This is a genomic window from Priestia sp. SB1 (genome assembly GCF_038898415.1).
In genome coordinates, this window is record NZ_JBBJSS010000004.1 from 487,216 (window position 1) to 506,019 (window position 18,804).

An 18,804-nucleotide genomic window follows, 5' to 3' on the forward strand; every position below is an offset into this window, starting at 1 on the left:
TTCATCCCCAAAACATACGCATCTTTTACTTAGCTAATGAGCTAAAAACTAGAATAGTATGGAAGTTCTATATATTACTATAAAATCCTTGAGTCTATGGAATCATTTTATATATTTCTCCAAACTGAGCACTACTGCTCAAAAAAGAAAGAATTTTGTCTGTTTTTCGCTTTTTCAGCACTTTTTTATTCCTAAAATTATGAAGGAATTAGATGAATATACAAGAATACTGACGATTCTCTGTTAATTTAGCTATTTCGATGAGAGACTCATTCCTACTTTCTCTTCGTTTACTTATAAGGTTTTTTTATTATTTTAAGAAAATTGTTCTTATAAGCGTTTTTTATTTTATTAATTATTATTTAGAACATAGTTTAATTAAATATTAAATATCGCATTTAATTAAATGAAATTTTTAAAAATTACGAATAATAAAATTAGTTCGTGCAGATACTAACGTCAACGCTCGCAAAAAGGGAGGTATGATTATGATAGATTTAAATTTCATCCTACTCATCCTTGATCTTCTTTCATCGCTTGTCACGATTGGCATCTACTTTACAACTAAGTAAATGCTTAACCTTCTTTTTACTCTTCTAGCGTATGTACTTAAGCTATCACAAAAAAGAAGCAAGCCAATTTTTACTGGCTTGCTTCAACTATATAATAAAGTAGTTAGAGTGGAAGGGATTTATCCGCGTCTTCCGCCTCTGCCACCTCGTTTTGATTCAGTGCTGCGTTTTAGTGTAGATAAATTATCTTCACTATCTTTTAAGAAACGCGCCATTTTTTGTTCGAAGTTTTCCTTTGGTTGGAAGTTGCTTTTAGAACGATTATCATTATTTCTTGCCTGACGTGGCGGGCGCTGTGAATAAGAAGATGAGGGTCTTTCCGGTTTATCTATCGCTTTTTTAATGGATAATCCAATTTTTCCGTCTTTCTCATTAACGACTTTCACTTCAATTTCTTGACCAACTTTAAGATGGTCATTAATGTCTTTTACGTAGCTGTCAGCTACCTCACTAATATGTACAAGCCCAGTTTGACCTCCAGGTAATTCTACAAATGCTCCAAAATTAGTAATACCTGTTACTTTACCTTGTACCTTGCTACCTACTTCAACTGCCATAAAAAATGTTCCTCCTCAATAATATTAAAAGCACTTCATTATACCAAAGTGCGTAAGAATAACAAAGTGTGTATGAGAAAACAATTTGTTAAATTATACTTTTTCCGCCTCTTTTTTGTTTTTTGAAAGAAATCAGTCAAAATAATGCCCATATTAGATATACCTAATATGGGCATTTCTCTCATTTCCACCATTCATCAAACATGCTAGCCGGTAACTGACGCTTATGTTCAGTAATACGATAGCGCTGTTCAATTTTTTCAGCGGCTTCTTGTGATACTTCTTTTCCTTCCAAATAATTGTCTAGTTCATCATAAGAAATTCCTAGTTCCGTTTCATCAGATTGACCAGGACTATTATCTAATAAGTCAGCGGTTGGTACTTTTTCGTACAATCGTTTATCTGCACCTAATTCTTTTAGTAATGCTTTTCCTTGACGTTTTGTTAATCCCGTTAGAGGCAGCACGTCTGCTCCGCCATCTCCGTATTTTGTAAAAAAACCTGTTACTGCTTCTGCTGCATGATCGGTTCCGATAACTAAAAGGCCGTTTTCTCCTCCGATTGCATACTGTACAATCATACGCGTACGTGCTTTGACATTTCCTTTATGAAAATCAGACAGCGCTATATCTGTAGCACCTGTAAACGAACTTTCAAATGCTTCCACCGTGTTTTTAATATTAAATGTATATGTTTCATTAGGTTTAATAAATTCTAGTGAAGCCTTCGCATCCGCTTCATCATGCTGCGTGCCATGAGGCAAGCGAACGGCTACAAATTTTGCTTCATATTCTTCTTTTCGCAATTCGTCTACAGCAATCTGCGCTAATCGTCCAGCTAAACTAGAGTCCTGCCCTCCGCTTATACCTAATACAAAGCCTTTTGCATTTGCTGACTTTAGGTAGTTTTTCAAAAAATCAACGCGGGCACGAATTTCTTGTGCTGGATCAATTTCAGATTTCACATGTAGCTCTTTTCTTATTTTTTCTTGCATGTCTGACATGATACATGCTCTCCTTCCATTATATGTAGATTTCTTACTGATACAATCCATGTTTTTTACTATAAAAATAACAGAGATCAGGCATTAAATATCGTGGTTCTCCGCCCCTGGCAAATTCTTGACGAATATAAGTAGAGCTGATTTCCATTGCTAGCCCCTTATCAAGAAGTTGAAATCGGCCGTCGTCATAATTTCGAAGCAAAGGAGAATGACTAATAGCTTTCAACATGTCTATTCCCTCTCTTGCCATGATGATAAACTGGTTTTGACTAATAAGTTCATCTGCTTTCTTCCACTTGCCCTCACCAATATCTTGCAGTAAGTCGGCTCCCATAATAAAAAATAAGTCAGCGTGTGGGAGCAATTTTTTAAAGTGCTCCATAGTGTAGTATGTGTAATGATAGCCGGGCAATACGTCTAGCTCATACGTATCGAGCAAAAATTTCGGGTTGTCTTTAATCGCTAAGCTAACCATATTTACACGGTGTTCATCAGACGTTTGGAGCTTTTTGTCTGTCCGTTTGTGCGATGAAGGCAAGAAGATAATAGCATCTAACTTCTTTCGATGCGCAACCGTTGATGCCGTCCAAAGATGAACGTTGGTAACCGGATCAAAAGATGAACCATAAATCCCAATTTTCGCTCCTTTTTCTAGGAGCGTATCTATTTTCTTATCAGGGTTTAGCTGTTGAAAATAAGCAAGCGTATCTGACATGTCTCCAGCTCCCTACTATTTTTTATTTAGGGCTTCCGCTACTTTTTGTTTTACGTACGCAATTTGACGCGTTTTATTTTCCCAACACTTTTCGCTTAAATCTACTGGATATTCTTCTGGATTGCGCGTGCGCTTATATTCATCCCAAAGCAGCTCTAAATTATCTTTTACGTACTGCTGAATTTCTTGAAGTTCTTCTGTTTCATACACAAGCTTTCCGTTTACAAAGATATCATGATGAAGTTCTTTTGCCTCAAAATTTGTGACGAATTTACTGATAAACGTATGAACAGGATGGAACATTTTTAAACGCTCTTCGCTTTGAGGGTCTTCGTCTTCCATCGTAATATAATCCCCTTCAGATTTCCCATTCAAATTATTAATAATACGATATACGCGCTTTAACCCTGGTGTACTGACTTTTTCAGGATTCGCACTAATTTTAATCGTATCCATCATCTCGCCATTTTCTCCTTCAATAGAGACGAGTTTATACACTGCTCCAAGCGCTGGCTGATCATATGCAGTAATGAGCTTCGTACCAATTCCCCACATATCTATCTGTGCACCTTGCGACTTTAAATGCATAATCGTATCTTCATCTAAATCGTTGGAAGCAACAATTTTTGTCTCTGTAAACCCTGCTTCATCCAACATTTGACGAGCTTTTTTAGACAAATAAGTTAAATCGCCGCTGTCTAAACGAATCGCCGTAAAATTAATTTTGTCTCCTAATTCTTTTGCTACTTTGATCGCATTGGGAACTCCTGATTTTAACGTATCGTACGTATCAACTAGAAACACACAGTTTTTATGGCGACGAGCGTATTTATGAAATGCAATATATTCATCTTTATAAGCTTGCACCATTGCATGGGCATGCGTTCCTGCAACTGGAATTCCAAATTTCTTTCCTGCACGCACGTTAGAAGTAGCACCAAATCCGCCAATATAGGCTGCTCTTGTTCCCCAAATAGCAGCATCCATTTCTTGAGCGCGTCGCGTTCCAAACTCCATTGCCACTTGATCTCCTACTACATGTTTGATTCGGGCTGCTTTTGTTGCAATCAGCGTTTGGTAATTCACAATATTTAATATCGCTGTTTCTACAAGCTGAGCTTCAATTAACGGTGCCTCTACACGTAAAATTGGTTCATTATGAAACACAAGCTCACCTTCACGCATACATCGAATTGTCCCAGTGAATGTAAGGTCTTTTAAGTAAGCTAAATAATCTTCTTTAAAACCTAATTCTTCGTGCAAGTACGTTAAATCAGATTCGCTAAATTTAAATGCTTTAATATATTCAATAATTCTTTCTAATCCAGCAAAAACAGCATACCCATTTCCAAAAGGAAGTTTGCGGAAAAAAACTTCAAAAACAGCCTTCTTTTGATGAATGTTATCTTCCCAATACGTTTCTCCCATATTAATTTGATATAAATCGGTGTGTAACATTACGCTGTCATCTGTAAACATATTCATTGATTTCCTCCACTTTTATGTCCTTAAATAATTTCTGCTCCGAGGCAAGATTTAAAGTGTTCGAGCGCCCACTCATGGCCTTTTTGATTAAAGCTCGCTACGGCTTTTTCATAAATATAAATAGCAAATCCTTTATTATAAGCATCTACTGCTGTATGAAGTACACAGATATCCGTACATACACCTGCTAAGTAGACATCGGTAATCTGTCTTTCTCGCAGTTTAATCTCCAGATCTGTTCCAGCAAATGCGCTGTATCTCGTTTTATTTATCCATTCTACATTTGCCTTTGATTGATACACATTATATAAATCATTTAACTTTCCGTATAGCTTCCTGCCTGCAGAACCTTCAATATTATGAGGCGGAAACAGCGCTGATTCTGGATGCAAGGAATCATTTTCTTTATGAAAATCAATAGCAAAGACGACATACTCGCCTTGCTCAATAAATTGACGCGTGATATCGCTTATGGATGTTTCAATGTGTCGCCCTGGTTCTCCGCATGTCAAAGCCCCGTTTTCAGCTACAAAATCATTGGTATAATCAATGTTAATCAGTGCTTTTTTCATTGTGTTTCCCCCTCATAAATAAAAATTAACAGTTAACATATTGTTAATTATTTGAATTGAAAGTTTTTTCTTTTAATAGCGTGCTGTATAGATTGGCTTCATCACATTCATCTCAACAAACCGGTAGAGCTTTGTTGGCTTTTTAGACGTTCTCGTCGTTGTTTTTCCGTCTACTTCTTCAATGAATGGCAGCATTCTTATTTTTCGTGCAAACGCCTGATCACTTTTAATTGCCGCATCATCCGTTACGGTAAGCAGCACAGCCTGCAGTTCAGAGTATGTAAACTGAGAAGGCAGAAACTTCTGAGCAATAGTCGTTTGCAATAAATCTTTCTTAATTTCCTTGATTGCATCTCGAATGATGATTTCATGATCAAAAGCTAAAGGCAATGAAAAGATTTCATCTATTTTAAATAATTCAACTCGAGCAGCATCATCATTCGCTTTTCGTTTTATTAGACTATCTTCTGGGACAATTGCATAATGTGCGTTTGTGATGACCCATCCCCTATCGTCTCTTCCGGGCTCATCATAGACACCATAGTGTTTTAAATGGATATCGTTCACGCCCGTTTCTTCTTCGAGCTCTCTTTTAGCCGCTTCAAAAGCTGATTCATCAGGATGGACAAATCCGCCGGGAAGCGCCCACTTTCCTGCTTCGCTGTTCTTTTCTCCCTCCGCGTTTAGCATTGCTCGCTGGATAAGCATTAATTTTAAATTCATTTTAGGTGGTTTGTATGGTTCTTTTTCTTCCGTCACAATCGTAAATACAGCAATATCTGACGTATATCCATAGGGTTTAGGGTATTCTTTTTTCATTTGATTCGTCATTGCTTTTTTGTTCGACATTCAGCATTTCTCCTGATCACTCTTTTTACAATTAACAATATGATTAATGTTAATTATATTTGTTTTATGGAAAATGTCAATACTTTTCCCACTAATTATAAAGAGAAGGTAATTTATGTTGTAAATAACGTTATGTTTCGTATTTTTTAAAGTTTATATGCATAAAAAGCCGAGTGAAGAAGTTCTTATTCCCCCTCTTCCCTCAGCTTTTTTCCTTTTAATTAACGTGCTGCTAAACCGATCATCATTTTACCGTCTTTAAAATATTCAATGACATAGTCAACAGACGGACAGTAAATAAACGCTTCTTCTGTAAGATCAGCTGTTTGTTGGAAAAACGTTAGAGCCTGAGCTAAATCGACGCTTACGGCTTTAGTTGCTCGTTTCCAAAATAAAACAACCTGATGTTCTTTTATATTCATCTCTTGAAGCCATTTTTTGATTTCTTCAATATGCCGGGCGGACTTTTTAATTAATACTTTTCTCCAATTAATTTGCATGATTGTTAAAAAAGGAAAGGTGTTTGAAAGTTTTTCGAAGTAAATGCTTGTCTGCTTTTTCGTTAGCAAATCTGCACTGTTACCCAATGTTTGAATATAATGTTCTACTTTTGTCATAATCATCCTCCAGTCGAAATTGGAGTTTGCTAGAATTTTCAGAGACGTTCTCTACTCTTCTTGCTAAAAATCCTGCAGCTTTCCAACCGTGCTTTTTCTCAACAATGTTTAAATTTCACCTTTTTATACAAATTATTCAAAATAATTTGTGTATTTTAGTTTACCATAAAACTTAATCTTTGACTTTGTTTATGTAAAACCTTATTTGTGTTTCGACCAAAGAACGAATTCCATAGAAGAAAAGCTATAAAAAAGTTGACATTAACATTTATAAAAGTTAATATACTTACTAAAAGTAACTTAATTGCATATAACAAACAAGGTGAAGAAAATGAACTATCAAACAGATGTGTGCATAATAGGAGCCGGACCAGGCGGTGCTCTACTAGCCTATCTACTGGCTAAACAAAATATATCAACTATACTGATAGAGAGATCTGATAAGCTTGGAAAAGAATTTCGAGGCGAACATTTAAATGAAGATGGAGAAATGATTCTTAAAAAACATCATATATTTGAAGAAATTGAAAGCTTAGGCCTCCTTCGAATGTCTAGGGTCGAATACTGGAAAGATGGACATGTATTCAAAACGATAGAATCTGAACTTGGACATGCAGGAATTCATGTTCCACAGCAGCATCTTCTTCAGTCTATAGATAGCCGAGCAAGCAGCCATCCCTCCTACAAACTTATGCTGGGCACAAAAGTAACGGAGCTAACGCAAAATGAAAAAGGACAATATACTGGAATAAAAGCTCAGCAAAAAGGCCGGGGTGAAATAATAGTTGAAAGTAAAATCATTATTGGAGCAGATGGTCGATATTCAACTGTTCGCAAACTTGCGCACATAAAAAACAATATTCATAATCATGGATACGATTTGCTTTGGGCGAAAATTCCTGCACCTGCCAACTGGGAGCCTTCTATTAAATTTGCGCTTGTGAAGCAGCAGCAGGTAGCGCTTTTTTCTCAAGCAAAAGGCTTTGTTCAAATCGGATGGAATATTGAAAAAGGCAGCTATCCTGCTCTTCGAAAACAATCGTTTAAACCGTTTATTCAGCGTTTAATAGAGGCTTTCCCTAGCTTAAACCTTTCAATTGAAAGGTTTATTAAGTCGTGGTCAGACTTTACGCTTCTTTCTGTGCAAAGCAGCATGAGCGAAGTGTGGTCAAAACATCACCTGCTCTTGTTAGGTGATGCTGCTCATACGATGACTCCTACTGGCGCTTTTGGATTAAACGAGTCATTAAAAGATGCTGACTTACTGTCTGACTTACTGCATCAAGTTTTTTATCAAAACAAAGAGATTTCAAAAACATTGAGACAGTTTGAACAGAAAAGAAAGCCAAGATTAATAACTCTTGAACGTATTCAGTTTCAGCGAGAAAAAGAATTCCCGTCTCATTTTATTTCTTCTTAAGTCAACAAAAAAGAGATTCCATAGATAAATGGAATCTCTTTTTTGCAATCATGATTTTTTAGCAGTTGTGCTATGTAAGTTCTCTTTTATGTATATTCCGCGAAGTTAATCTTGCTTTGCCCGCTGCCATTTTTGAAATTCAAGAAATTGTTTAAACTGCTCTTTGCTTATTCCTGACTCCGCTGCTTCTTTTGCTAACTCAAGCCACTCATTATCAATATCCAACGATTCAGATTTACCCATAGGCTCATGAATCAATCTATCAATACTCACGTTCAATGAGGTAGAAATTTTGTTTAGAAATTGAATAGATGGGTTGAGCTGAATTCCTCTTTCTACTGAAGATATGTACGATTTAGCAACACCCGCTCGGTTTGCAAGTTCTGTTAGCGACATTCCCTGTTTCGTTCTAAGATCTCGAATACGTTGGCCAATTGTCATTATAATCACCCTTACTAATGCTTACTTATCGATAATAATACCATAATTTCACTTTACCGTGCATTATAAATAAACGTTCTTACCATAAAAGGGTGATTATACATCTAAAAAAGGATGATTATGCATCTAGTGAAAATAGCTTGAGACTGGTTATAAAGGTTATCTATACTTGGGAACGATTTATCCCCTTATCATTGTATCGGCTAAGAATTTGAACTAATACTTTGTAAAAATTGTCTAACTTCCTCGATGCTTATACCTGTTTCTTTTGCTTCCATTATGAGCATAACCCATTCTAAGTCCAACGCTTTTTCGTCTTTAAGATTCATAACTCTACTCCTTTCTTCTTTCTATAAAATTGATAACGTTTTCTTTTTACTGTTTTTGGGCATTTTCCCTTATTTCTCACTATGGTTTTACAGTATAATGGATATTACTAGAACATTAGACATTTTTTAATTACTAAAAGCACCAATTTTTTTGAAATTTTTGTCTATTCTTATCATAATAATTTTACCGTTACACAAACGCTACAGTTAGACACTAGGAGGATTGTTTTTATGCCTTTTCTGCATACGGCGACAGAAAAAATTTACTATGAAGTTCATTCGCCTGTATTCACTGACAAGACAGAAACCATTGTTATGATTCATTCTGTTATTACTGATCATACGCTTTTTGATTCCATTACTGCGGAATTAACCCAACATTACCGTGTTATTCATTACGATTTGAGAGAGACAGGAAATAGCGCCTCCGCTACAGGAGAATTATCGTTTGAGGCTCATATTGAAGATCTTTTCCACTTATTACATACGTTGCATATAAAGAAATGTTACTTAGTTGGCGTGGGATTTGGAGGACAAATCGCTGTTAAATTTGCTGCACGCTATGAGTTTCTTGTTGAAGGACTGATACTACTGTCTCTTCCTTTTTATTCAGATAGCACCATTCAAAAGATTAAGAGATGTTACAACGAAGAAAGCAAAAATCAAATACCGGTAAATAAAATCCTTGAATTAGGCAAACTGGAAAGTCTGGAATATACAAACATGCAAGAGGTTATTGAAAGACTTAAACAAATGGATCCCAATGTATATTTCCGCTTCGTTAAACTTTCTATTACAGCCAGTCTATTTCAAGAGCTAAGCAGCATTTCACTTCCTGTACTCACTGTATCTGGCCAACATGATTTGCTGTTTTCATCTCAGTATCTGATTTCAAAAACGATGTTTTTAAAAAACTACAGTCATATGACCATACCTAACGCACATTCTCTATTTCTAGTAAAAGAAAAAACAGCTTTATTCAGAGAAATTGTCATAGATTTTATTAAAAGTAATACAGGCCAGCTGCCTTCTTTAAAGAATGATTCTATGAAAATACTTAAAAACTGGGAAAGTGATACGGCTATAGACATACAAAAAGATTTTCATGCCCATACACCCTCTCTTAAAGTAGATTTCTTATACTCTTTTTCCGTCTATGTAAATGGTCAGCCTATTACAGAAGGCTGGAATAAGCGCTTTGCTCAAGAAATTTTACTATATCTTATTTTTCACCATTCTATCAGCAGAGAACAGCTATGCGAAGCGCTGTGGCCCGAAATGCCTTTAAGCAACGCCAAAAAGAATTTACGCGTCTACTTGTCTCATTTAAAAAAATTATTGAACGCAGAAAATTCAGAGCCGGTTTTACTTGTTAACAGGCAGCTCATTTCTTTAAATGCCGATGTGTCAAGCGATGGATTAGATTTACTAACTGACCTTCAGTGGATAACCGAACAGTCTGACCCGTCGCTGAAATTTAAGGAAGCTGAACAACGCCTGCATCAATTAGTTCCTCATTATTTAACAACGATTTATGACGACTGGTTCCTTGATATCCGAGTGAAAATAGAGATTATTCTTCTTGATATATTAATCTGGATGAAAGAATGGCTTTGTGAGAATGGAAAAGTTTCGAAAGCCGTATTTTTACTCGTTAAATTTATTGATTTAGTGGAAGAAAAAGAATTCATTTATGATGAAATTGTCGATTGCTATATCAAGCTCGATAACAATGAAAAATCAGAGTACTGGCTGAATCAAAAAATGCAGTATTTAGTTGAATAAAAAGGATGTGAATACATGAATTCGTACTGTGAGATGGTGTTTAATCAAATACACGTCAACGTCCAGTCTCTCACCGCGATCATTGATGAGGTTACAGAAGAAGAGCTTGCTTATCGTCCCCTCCCTCACAAGCGGTCTATTCAAGAGCTGCTGCAGCATTTATGTCTCATTTGTACTGCAGACTATCATATTTCCTTAGGCTACTCTGCAGATAAAATGAATGACTTTTATCTGCAGCACCCATCTTACACAAAGCTTGAACTCAAAGCAGCTTTAATAGATGGTTTTAACCAGCTAAAAGCAGCCTACTCTTCTTTTGACGAACGAAAGCTATTTTCACCGCAGACATCCTATTGGGGATGTACGTATACGCACTTTGAATGGCTGCTTGAAATTCAGTCTCATTTATATCATCACCGTGCAGAACTATATACACTTCTAACCTGTTACCGCAGAAACGGACTCGATGTAGTGCTTTTTGAGTGATATAATTTTTCACTCTCTATATTTTCGTAGTTTTTTAGAGGCCTAAAGGAAGCTTCTTTTATTTATTTACCATTTTTCATCCATTATGAAATATAATAGGAGAAATAGTAATAGCTTTTGTATATAGAAAGCATTAAAAGAAAATGAGGTTGGGTTATGAGAGAAACAATTGTTGCAGCTTTAAATAAAATTGAAGAAGATTACGACGTAAAGGTATTATACGCTTGTGAATCTGGAAGTAGAGCGTGGGACTTTCCATCTAAAGATAGCGATTATGATGTTAGATTTATTTATATTCATAAGAAAAATAAATATTTAAGCATTGACCCAATCGGTGTAGGTAAAAAGCGAGATGTAATAGAGCTACCTATTAATGACCTATTAGATGTTAGCGGCTGGGACTTAACCAAGACATTAAAACTTTTTAGAAAATCAAACCCACCTTTACTAGAATGGATGCAATCAAACATTGTATATTACAAGGCGTATTCAACATTTGATAAAATGAAAAAACTACATTCTAACATCTTTACTCCTACTTCTTGTATATACCACTATTTAAATATGGCTAGAAATAACTTTAGAGAGTATTTACAAGGTGACGAAGTCAAAATCAAAAAATATTTTTACGTTTTAAGACCCGTGTTAGCTGCTAAGTGGGTTGAACAATATAACGAATTTCCTCCACTAGAATTCCCTATTCTCTTAGAGAAACTGTTACCAGAAGGAGAATTAAAAGAAGAGGTTAGTAAGCTGTTAAAGCGTAAAATTAGTGGTGATGAGTTAGATTTAGAACCACGCATCAATGTTATTAATGAATTTTTAAACATAGAAATTGACCGTTTAGACAAATACGTCAGAACTTTATCTGTAGAATTAGATGACCCTACATATGAATTAGATCAATTGTTTAGAGATACTTTAGACGAAGTTTGGAACTAAGTATAAAACAAAAAGGCTTATCCCTAATGCAAGTAGCAGCGGATAAGCCTTTTATTTATAATTTCTATTAAAGCGGTATATTATTATTCGTGTTTTTTGTTTCATTCAAATAGCTCTCCACATAAATTTGTTCTGCATCTGTAGCATTTTTAATTCCATCCTCCGGACTAAATTCAATGTTTTTCCTTATTGCTACACGATCTGCAATGTAACCCATTGCTAACAAAAACACTATACATCCGCCTGCCCATAGCCACATTGTCATTTTAATATCCCCTCTTTCTTCTTTAGTTCACCTAGCGTCGCGTAATACAGCATATATCCTCCGCAGGATAAAAGCCCTCCAACAAGTAAAATGGCAAGTTTTTTAATAGCTATCCCCTCCACATTCTTTTAAACAAAACAGAACTAACAGATGATTCGACTTTATGTTAAACGTTTTTCCGCAAAAAGGAATTTAAATTAACGTTCCCTATACTTACTATACGTTATAGCACTAATAAAAGTTTCAGAAAATTACATCAATAATTCCCAAGTTGATTTTCAACAAATCTTATTATATTTTTTTATGTTTCATCCTAAATAATTTCAAAACCGCTGCCAATCTATCTATAAAGCATTCGAGGCTTTACGCCGCTTCAATCAAATCTACTATTATTGCCAGGTGCATTAATTATGATGCCGATTGTGACTTAATGCATCAACCAATTACCTCAACATTTAATTTCTCACGGTACAGCTTTAAATAATACAATTCGTCAAGTTGCAGGTTCAATTGGTACTGCTATACTTGTTACAATTATGACGCAACAAACTACGGAACACCTCGCTAAAGCAATAACAACTTCGACTATAGATATGGCAGTAACGATGTATTCTTATTTGCGACGCTATTGACTCTAGTTGCGTTATTACTCTCTCTCTTCTTACGTACACCAAAGATCAATAGAGAGAAATAATAAAAAGCCGTTTCTTTGGTTAAGAAACGGCTTTTTATTTTAATAAACAATTATATTTAAAGCATATATTTTACATTTGGATATCATATTTAGATTCAAATGCAGACACTTTTTCTTTAGCATCTAAAAATTGTGTTTCAGCAGCTTTTGTGTTTTCTTCTAAAGTTGATTTATCCTTACCACTTTCTTTTTGTAGAACTTCTAGCATTTCAACTTGTTTATTTAATGACGAAGTCACGCTAGTGACTGCGGAATTTAATTGATTATATTCTTCAGTACTAAAGCTAGCTTTATATTTCTCCAACTCTTCCTTAATAAGCTTTATTCTTTTCATAGGCATTCCTTGTATAGACTTAATAGCCTCAGTTGCGTCTGCATCAATTTTTTCATAATCGTAGCTATCTGCATTAAAATCTTTGTCTAACTCAATAGTGTTCACCGCATTAAAGTGCTGAGTAATATCCGCTTTAGTTAACACAATATGCATATGAGTACCAATTGCAGCCTCGTACACATCTACTGCCGAACCATAACGCTTCTGAGCTTTTATTGCTTGATCATTACTTAAATGGTCTATCTCAGTTTTTAAGTCTTTTACATGTTTGTCTAGTTCACCATCATCGCCCTGAAGAATATTCTTGCTTTCAATTGACTTTGCTAGTATGTTAAAGTCTGCTTCAAAAACAAGATAATCATCAGATTCCATATATCCTTTTTCTTTTGTATATTCTTCATACTCACTCTCTAATTTAGAGAGTTTTTGTTCGAGTTTTTTCTGCTCTTTCCCCATTTGTTTCTGCTCTTGCTTAGCAGATCCTTGTTTTTGTTCTTCTTTCGTTGATCCACAAGCTACTAAACTAATAGATAGCAAAGATGCTACAAGTCCTAGGCCGATTTTTCTTAAATTCTTCATTTTTTCTCCTTTTTTTGGTATGTAGTTTTTTCACCAAACAATGATAGCATATATTATGTACTCCAAAAGAACGATTTTAGAAAAATTATCAAGTTTTCTATAGATAAACCATTAAAAGCAACAGTATTTTATCTGTTAGTAGCAGCTTTAAAAAATCTCTTATCCTCAGTTTTACGAACAATTGCTTAATTATTAGACCTTTTATCTGACGCGCAACGAAACTAATTAGAAAAAAGTAAATAACCGTTTCACTGTTTAGAAAACGGTTATTTACTTTAACATATAATTCTATACTTAGAGTTAATTTGATATTTCACCCCCTATTTCTGATTTAAAATAATAAATTTGTAATCTTTTTAGCGGGTTTACTTGTTTTTTAAAAATATAAATTAACCATTTTCTTCATAAAAATAGTACTATTTTCAAAAGGAATCTTTTATTTCTCCTGAGAATAGTACTACACTATATTAGATAACCTTTATTTTTGTTTTAATTGTATAATATGTATCTGCTATGAGTCCTACTGCAAGTCCGCTAATCATCCCGTACGGTAATACACCTGGTACATTTTGATAAAAAGTGCCGATTAACATTGCAGCTAGGATGCCGAAAAGTACGCCTATCACAATATGCGAACCAAACTTCATCTGTTTTGCGGTATACATTCTTCCTCCTCCTCACTTTTTTTCCATTATATCACAACAGAATCGTTTATTTAATGATAACTGAGCGAGGAATGCGAATGTAATAAAACTGTAACCTTATATAACTATTTTAGTACTACTCTTTTAGCGAATAAAATGTCATATGAGGCTTTTCTTCTTGGTAATACGCTAAACGGTCTTGGAGCGTACCAGTATGAAATTCAAATTTATGACCGTCAGGATCCGTAAAATAAATAGATTTTTTGTCTCTCTCGTCACGATTTCTTCCAGGTAAGATATTTACATTATGCTGTTTTAACAGCTCTTTTGCTTGGTCAAAACTTTCAATGGAAATAGAAAATGCTAAATGAGTATACGAATACTGAATTTCTGATCTAGGAATATCTTTTTCTTCGTTTAACGCGAGCCACATTCCATTTAGACTAAAGTAAGCGGTGGACTTTCCTTTTACTAAAAGTTCCGCCCCTAACACTTTTTGATAAAATATGATGGACCGTTCTAAATTTGACACAGAAAAGCATATATGATTAATTCCTTGAATCATCTTTACCCCTCGCTTTCTATTATATAACTTTTCTTTTAGCACCTATTTTACTGAAAAAACATACTTTTTGCCATGTAAAGAGCTACTCCCCAAATCATACATGCAGAAGCCTTATTGACCCAAATCATTATTTTCCCATTTGAATCCATTTTTCCTACCGCTTTTCCGGCAAAAGCTAAGGATAAAAACCATATCCATGAAACGCATATCGTAACGAGCGTAAAAATCCATTTTTCTTTTCCGCTGTACAGTAGAGAATTTGTTCCGATTACACCCATAATATCCATCAGCGCGTGAGGATTTAGCAGAGATACAGAAGCAGCAAATAAAATTTGTGCTTTCACCGTCATCCCTTCCTTTACTGACGTTTTTGAAGGTTCGCTCTTCCACGTCACAAAGCCCATATACGCTAAAAAAAGAAAACCTATCCCAAAAATAAGCGCTTGAAAAAATGAAAAGGCAGCGGCTACTGCTGAAACTCCCAGCACTGCTACTAGAATTAAAATCGTATCACAAACAGAAGCCGTTACCACTACAGGAAGCGCCTGTTTGATCGTTCGTTGATTTGCTCCTTGGTTAAAAACAAACACATTTTGTACTCCTAAAGGTAAAATCAAACCGAATGCTAACAATAAAGCATGTATAACCACTGTAAACATGTTGTTCTCTCCTTTCTCTTTTATCCTACAATTGACATCCCTTGTTGTCTCCATCCAAATTTTGATTTATAATACCAACCAAATTATAAAAAGGTGGTCTCACATGAACTGGACTCCAAATCCGGCTGATAAAAAGCCAATGCACAAACAAATTCAAGAGTATATGAAAGAGAAAATCATAAATGGAGAGTGGCCTATTGGAACGAAAATTCCTTCTCAGCGCCATTTAGCTGCTAGCTTTTCTGTAAATAGAAGCACGGTGGTGACGGCAACCGAAAACTTAATTGCTGAAGGACTGCTCAGCGGAAACAAAGGAGGCGGCACCAAGGTCATCAACAATACGTGGAGCTTACTAGCATCAGGTTCTCACATGAACTGGAATTCGTATGTAGAAGCAGGAATATACCAACCAAATTCTCCGACTATCCGCCATATTAACGAAGCTGAATTTCAACCGGGCATTATTCGTTTAGGAACTGGAGAGTTAGCACCTGACCTGCTTCCTTCCCATCATCTTGCGGAACTATTTAGCGGAACTAACCATAGAAGCGTACACTTGGGCTACGAGCACCCAAGAGGAAATGATGAGCTCCGACAAGAGTTAGTGAAGTATGTAAAAAAACGCGGCATTGAAACGTCTCCTTCATCTATTTTAATTGTATCCGGTTCACTTCAAGCCCTTCAGTTAATTTCAATCGGCCTGCTGCCTCCAGGTGCCAATATATTAGCTGAAAAGCCTTCTTATATTTATTCTCTACCGTTATTTCAGTCCGCACAAATGAAACTAACGGGCGTTTCATTAGACGAAGAAGGAATGCATTTAACTTCATTAAAAGACCAGCACGAAAAAGAAAAAGGCACAGCTTTATATACAATACCGAACTTTCATAACCCCACCAATGTAACGATGAGTGAACAAAGGCGCCAAGAGCTGCTTCGCCAGTGTGAAAGAATGCATTTGCCAATTATTGAAGATGATGCTTACGGAGAGCTTTGGTTCCATTCACCGCCTCCGCTTTCATTAAAAGCTCGAGATAAAAATGGAGTGGTTCTTTATTTAGGAACGTTCTCTAAAACATTTAGTCCGGGATTTCGAATTGGATGGATTGTAGGGCCTGAACATGTAATTGAGCGATTGGCCGACCTTAAAATGCAAGTTGACTACGGAGCCAGTTCCTTATCTCAATGGGCAGCTGCTGAAGCTCTAAAAACCGGGATTTATGACCAGCATGTGGCTAGCATACGCTATAAATTAAAAGAAAAATCTCAGCAAACTCAGGCTATTTTAGAGAAGTATTTAAAAAGTCTTGCTGCGTGGAATACTCCGAGCGGAGGTTTTTATTTTTGGCTGACGCTGCATAAGCCTGTTTCGATGCGGAAATTATTTAAGCACTGTCTCGACGAAGGAGTTCTTTTAAATCCAGGCGCATTGTATGACCATGAAACGTCACAGCATATCAGAATATCCTTTTCTTATGCGACGCTTGCAGAATTTGAATACGGCATTAAAATAGTCGCAAAAAGCCTTAAGAATCTTTACAAGTGATTCTTAAGGCTTTCTTGTGTTAGGCGGCAGCTTTATCGAAAAAGTGAGCTTATTATGCTGACGCTCTGCTCGTATCTCTCCTTGATGCAGCTGAATAATTTGTTTTGCAATAGCCAGCCCTAAACCTGAACCATTTACGTTCGTTCTTGATTCATCACCTCGATAAAATCGATCAAATAACTTTTCCACCTCAAGTTTTTCACTGATGTTAATGCTGTTACTAAAGGAAATTACCAACGAATCCTCATCAATTTCCTGATTCACCTCTAATACGGAAGGCTTTTGGCTGTACTTCTTGGCATTTTCGAGCAAGTTTTGAAAGACTCTCACCATTTTTTCTACATCAATAAATGCATGCCATTCACAAGCAAAGTTAGTCTGAACGTCAATGCCCTCTCTTTTTAACATCGGCTCGTACTCTCCTATTACCTGCTGAAGCAAACGTTTCATATCAACCTCATTTCGCTGAAGCTGAAAATCCGGACTCGTTAATTTTGTATAGTCAAACAACTCGTCTATTAAATCCGTTAAATAATTTGCTTTTGAATCCACAATATATAAGTAGCTATCTAATGTTTGATCATCCATACTTTCTCTTTTTTTGATTAAATCGAGGTACCCCACAATGGAAGTTAAAGGCGTACGCAAATCGTGAGACACACTTGATATTAGCTCATTTTTCAATTGCTCCAGCTCTCGTTCACGATCAAACTTTGTACGAAGCTGCGCAGACATCTTGTTAATGTTTTGACTTAATTCAGCCAGCTCATCTTTTCCTCGTACATGGATGGTTGCGCCTAAATCTCCATTTGAGATTTTTTGAACTTGTTTAGAGATTTCTTTCAGATAACGAATATGGGAACGAATAAGTGCTAAAAAAACAAAAACAAAGACCACAACGGCGATAAAGAAAAGTCCAAACGCTAATACATTATATGCAGGGACATTCATTTTCTCTTCTTGTATATACCTGCTCAAAACAAGCCTAGCAATTAAAATAAAAATTAAATTGGTAGCCAAAAAACTTATAATGATAGCAAAAAGAAGCTTTACACTTATTCTTCTCATATCCTGTATCCTACGCCCCATATGGTTTTAATATAAATGGGCTTTTTCGGATTATCCTCAATTTTTTCACGAATTTTTGTGATATGGACCATTACAGTATTATCCGATTTAAACGCGTCTTCTTGCCACACGGCTTCATATATTTTCCCCATGCTCATCACTGTTCCTTTGTTGCGTGCCAGCAGCTCTAAAATATCAAACTCTTTTGGCGTTAAACGAATCTCTTGGCCGCGCACAAATACAAGGCGGGTGCTGCGGTTAATTTCCAAATCGCCAATTTGAATAACGTCACGCTCAGCGCGTTCATTGTATTTTTTATAGCGTCTAATTTGTGATTTGACTCGTGCGATGAGTTCGAGTGGGTTAAATGGTTTTGTTAAGTAATCATCTGCGCCTGCTGTTAGACCAGAAATTTTGTCCATATCTTCTGACTTCGCCGAAAGCATAATAATGGGCATGTTTTTTTCTTCACGTATTTTAAAAGCTGCGTCGATTCCATTCATCTGCGGCATCATGATATCTAATATAATTAAATCTACTTCTTGTTCCTCTAAAAGCGCTAATCCAGATACAGCATTAGAAACTTTCAGCGTTTCAAATCCTTCATTTTCTAAGTAAATAGCAATTAAATTACGAATTTGCTCATCGTCATCTATAATTAAAATTCTGTCTTTCAT

20 protein-coding genes and 2 pseudogenes are annotated in these 18,804 nt (G+C 35.8%); 6 read left to right on the top strand and 16 right to left on the bottom strand.

Features of this window, described 5'->3' with window-relative positions:
- Positions 1 to 691: 691 nt before the first annotated feature.
- The 7 genes from WKH56_RS17620 to WKH56_RS17650 all read right to left on the bottom strand — a co-directional run bounded on the left by WKH56_RS17620 (position 692) and on the right by WKH56_RS17650 (position 6,370).
- Positions 692 to 1,129 (bottom strand): S1 domain-containing RNA-binding protein, encoded by a 438-nt coding sequence (locus WKH56_RS17620; protein ID WP_013056909.1) that lies wholly within the window; start codon positions 1,127 to 1,129, stop codon positions 692 to 694.
- Between the two features lie 181 nt (positions 1,130 to 1,310).
- Positions 1,311 to 2,132: an ammonia-dependent NAD(+) synthetase gene (gene nadE / locus WKH56_RS17625; RefSeq protein WP_063248063.1), complete on the bottom strand. Its 822-nt coding sequence runs from the start codon at positions 2,130 to 2,132 to the stop codon at positions 1,311 to 1,313.
- Between the two features lie 34 nt (positions 2,133 to 2,166).
- On the bottom strand, positions 2,167 to 2,847 hold the full coding sequence (nadD, locus tag WKH56_RS17630; protein WP_049164380.1) for a nicotinate (nicotinamide) nucleotide adenylyltransferase: 681 nt from the start codon (positions 2,845 to 2,847) through the stop codon (positions 2,167 to 2,169).
- A gap of 15 nt (positions 2,848 to 2,862) precedes the next feature.
- Complete coding sequence (locus tag WKH56_RS17635; protein ID WP_028413473.1) at positions 2,863 to 4,332, bottom strand: nicotinate phosphoribosyltransferase; 1,470 nt, start codon at positions 4,330 to 4,332, stop codon at positions 2,863 to 2,865.
- A 23-nt stretch (positions 4,333 to 4,355) separates the two neighbouring features.
- Positions 4,356 to 4,904 carry a cysteine hydrolase family protein gene (locus WKH56_RS17640; RefSeq protein ID WP_063248064.1) on the bottom strand — a complete coding sequence of 183 codons (549 nt, stop codon included), beginning with the start codon at positions 4,902 to 4,904 and terminating at the stop codon, positions 4,356 to 4,358.
- 72 nt (positions 4,905 to 4,976) lie between these two features.
- The gene (locus WKH56_RS17645; protein WP_028413475.1) at positions 4,977 to 5,753 is read right to left on the bottom strand and encodes an NUDIX domain-containing protein; all 777 of its coding nucleotides are present in this window, start codon (positions 5,751 to 5,753) and stop codon (positions 4,977 to 4,979) included.
- 221 nt (positions 5,754 to 5,974) lie between these two features.
- Positions 5,975 to 6,370: a CDI toxin immunity protein gene (locus WKH56_RS17650; RefSeq protein WP_014460246.1), complete on the bottom strand. Its 396-nt coding sequence runs from the start codon at positions 6,368 to 6,370 to the stop codon at positions 5,975 to 5,977.
- 331 nt (positions 6,371 to 6,701) lie between these two features.
- Between WKH56_RS17650 and WKH56_RS17655 the strand changes: the two genes are divergently transcribed.
- A complete protein-coding gene (locus WKH56_RS17655; RefSeq protein WP_275211148.1) occupies positions 6,702 to 7,790 on the top strand; it encodes an FAD-dependent monooxygenase in 1,089 nt (362 codons plus the stop codon).
- 105 nt (positions 7,791 to 7,895) lie between these two features.
- On the opposite strand, the gene WKH56_RS17660 is transcribed toward WKH56_RS17655, so the two are convergent.
- Together WKH56_RS17660 and WKH56_RS17665 are read right to left on the bottom strand one after the other, a co-directional pair.
- Entirely contained in the window at positions 7,896 to 8,231 is a 336-nt protein-coding gene (locus WKH56_RS17660; RefSeq protein WP_063248066.1) for a helix-turn-helix domain-containing protein, read from the bottom strand.
- Positions 8,232 to 8,434: 203 nt separating this feature from the next.
- On the bottom strand, positions 8,435 to 8,560 hold the full coding sequence (locus WKH56_RS17665; RefSeq protein WP_081214008.1) for an anti-repressor SinI family protein: 126 nt from the start codon (positions 8,558 to 8,560) through the stop codon (positions 8,435 to 8,437).
- A 231-nt stretch (positions 8,561 to 8,791) separates the two neighbouring features.
- On the opposite strand from WKH56_RS17665, the gene WKH56_RS17670 reads away from it, so the two are divergent.
- The 3 genes from WKH56_RS17670 to WKH56_RS17680 all read left to right on the top strand — a co-directional run bounded on the left by WKH56_RS17670 (position 8,792) and on the right by WKH56_RS17680 (position 11,773).
- The gene (locus WKH56_RS17670) at positions 8,792 to 10,345 is read left to right on the top strand and encodes an alpha/beta hydrolase (RefSeq protein ID WP_257042506.1); all 1,554 of its coding nucleotides are present in this window, start codon (positions 8,792 to 8,794) and stop codon (positions 10,343 to 10,345) included.
- A gap of 15 nt (positions 10,346 to 10,360) precedes the next feature.
- Entirely contained in the window at positions 10,361 to 10,831 is a 471-nt protein-coding gene (locus WKH56_RS17675; protein ID WP_257042505.1) for a DinB family protein, read from the top strand.
- Positions 10,832 to 10,987: 156 nt separating this feature from the next.
- Positions 10,988 to 11,773, top strand: coding sequence for a nucleotidyltransferase domain-containing protein (locus WKH56_RS17680; RefSeq protein ID WP_221833390.1), 786 nt, complete (start codon positions 10,988 to 10,990; stop codon positions 11,771 to 11,773).
- A gap of 67 nt (positions 11,774 to 11,840) precedes the next feature.
- On the opposite strand, the gene WKH56_RS17685 is transcribed toward WKH56_RS17680, so the two are convergent.
- Positions 11,841 to 12,038 (bottom strand): hypothetical protein, encoded by a 198-nt coding sequence (locus WKH56_RS17685; protein ID WP_047751048.1) that lies wholly within the window; start codon positions 12,036 to 12,038, stop codon positions 11,841 to 11,843.
- A 332-nt stretch (positions 12,039 to 12,370) separates the two neighbouring features.
- On the opposite strand from WKH56_RS17685, the pseudogene WKH56_RS17690 reads away from it, so the two are divergent.
- A pseudogene (locus WKH56_RS17690) lies at positions 12,371 to 12,732 on the top strand (MFS transporter); the annotation flags it as partial.
- Between the two features lie 70 nt (positions 12,733 to 12,802).
- Here the strand turns inward: WKH56_RS17690 and WKH56_RS17695 are convergent.
- The 4 genes from WKH56_RS17695 to WKH56_RS17710 all read right to left on the bottom strand — a co-directional run bounded on the left by WKH56_RS17695 (position 12,803) and on the right by WKH56_RS17710 (position 15,513).
- The gene (locus WKH56_RS17695) at positions 12,803 to 13,645 is read right to left on the bottom strand and encodes a hypothetical protein (protein ID WP_028413482.1); all 843 of its coding nucleotides are present in this window, start codon (positions 13,643 to 13,645) and stop codon (positions 12,803 to 12,805) included.
- A gap of 467 nt (positions 13,646 to 14,112) precedes the next feature.
- The gene (locus WKH56_RS17700) at positions 14,113 to 14,310 is read right to left on the bottom strand and encodes a hypothetical protein (RefSeq protein ID WP_310884389.1); all 198 of its coding nucleotides are present in this window, start codon (positions 14,308 to 14,310) and stop codon (positions 14,113 to 14,115) included.
- A gap of 115 nt (positions 14,311 to 14,425) precedes the next feature.
- Entirely contained in the window at positions 14,426 to 14,854 is a 429-nt protein-coding gene (fosB, locus tag WKH56_RS17705; RefSeq protein ID WP_310884388.1) for a FosB/FosD family fosfomycin resistance bacillithiol transferase, read from the bottom strand.
- 47 nt (positions 14,855 to 14,901) lie between these two features.
- Positions 14,902 to 15,513, bottom strand: coding sequence for a LysE/ArgO family amino acid transporter (locus tag WKH56_RS17710; RefSeq protein WP_310884387.1), 612 nt, complete (start codon positions 15,511 to 15,513; stop codon positions 14,902 to 14,904).
- Positions 15,514 to 15,616: 103 nt separating this feature from the next.
- On the opposite strand from WKH56_RS17710, the gene WKH56_RS17715 reads away from it, so the two are divergent.
- Positions 15,617 to 17,059, top strand: a complete 1,443-nt coding sequence (locus WKH56_RS17715; protein WP_310884386.1) for an aminotransferase-like domain-containing protein — start codon at positions 15,617 to 15,619, stop codon at positions 17,057 to 17,059.
- Here the strand turns inward: WKH56_RS17715 and WKH56_RS17720 are convergent.
- A pseudogene (locus tag WKH56_RS17720) lies at positions 17,050 to 18,127 on the bottom strand (HAMP domain-containing sensor histidine kinase). The gene WKH56_RS17715 and the pseudogene WKH56_RS17720 sit on opposite strands and share 10 nt — an antisense overlap.
- The gene (locus tag WKH56_RS17725; RefSeq protein WP_034265788.1) at positions 18,124 to 18,804 is read right to left on the bottom strand and encodes a response regulator transcription factor; all 681 of its coding nucleotides are present in this window, start codon (positions 18,802 to 18,804) and stop codon (positions 18,124 to 18,126) included. The pseudogene WKH56_RS17720 and the gene WKH56_RS17725 overlap by 4 nt, the downstream one beginning before the upstream one ends.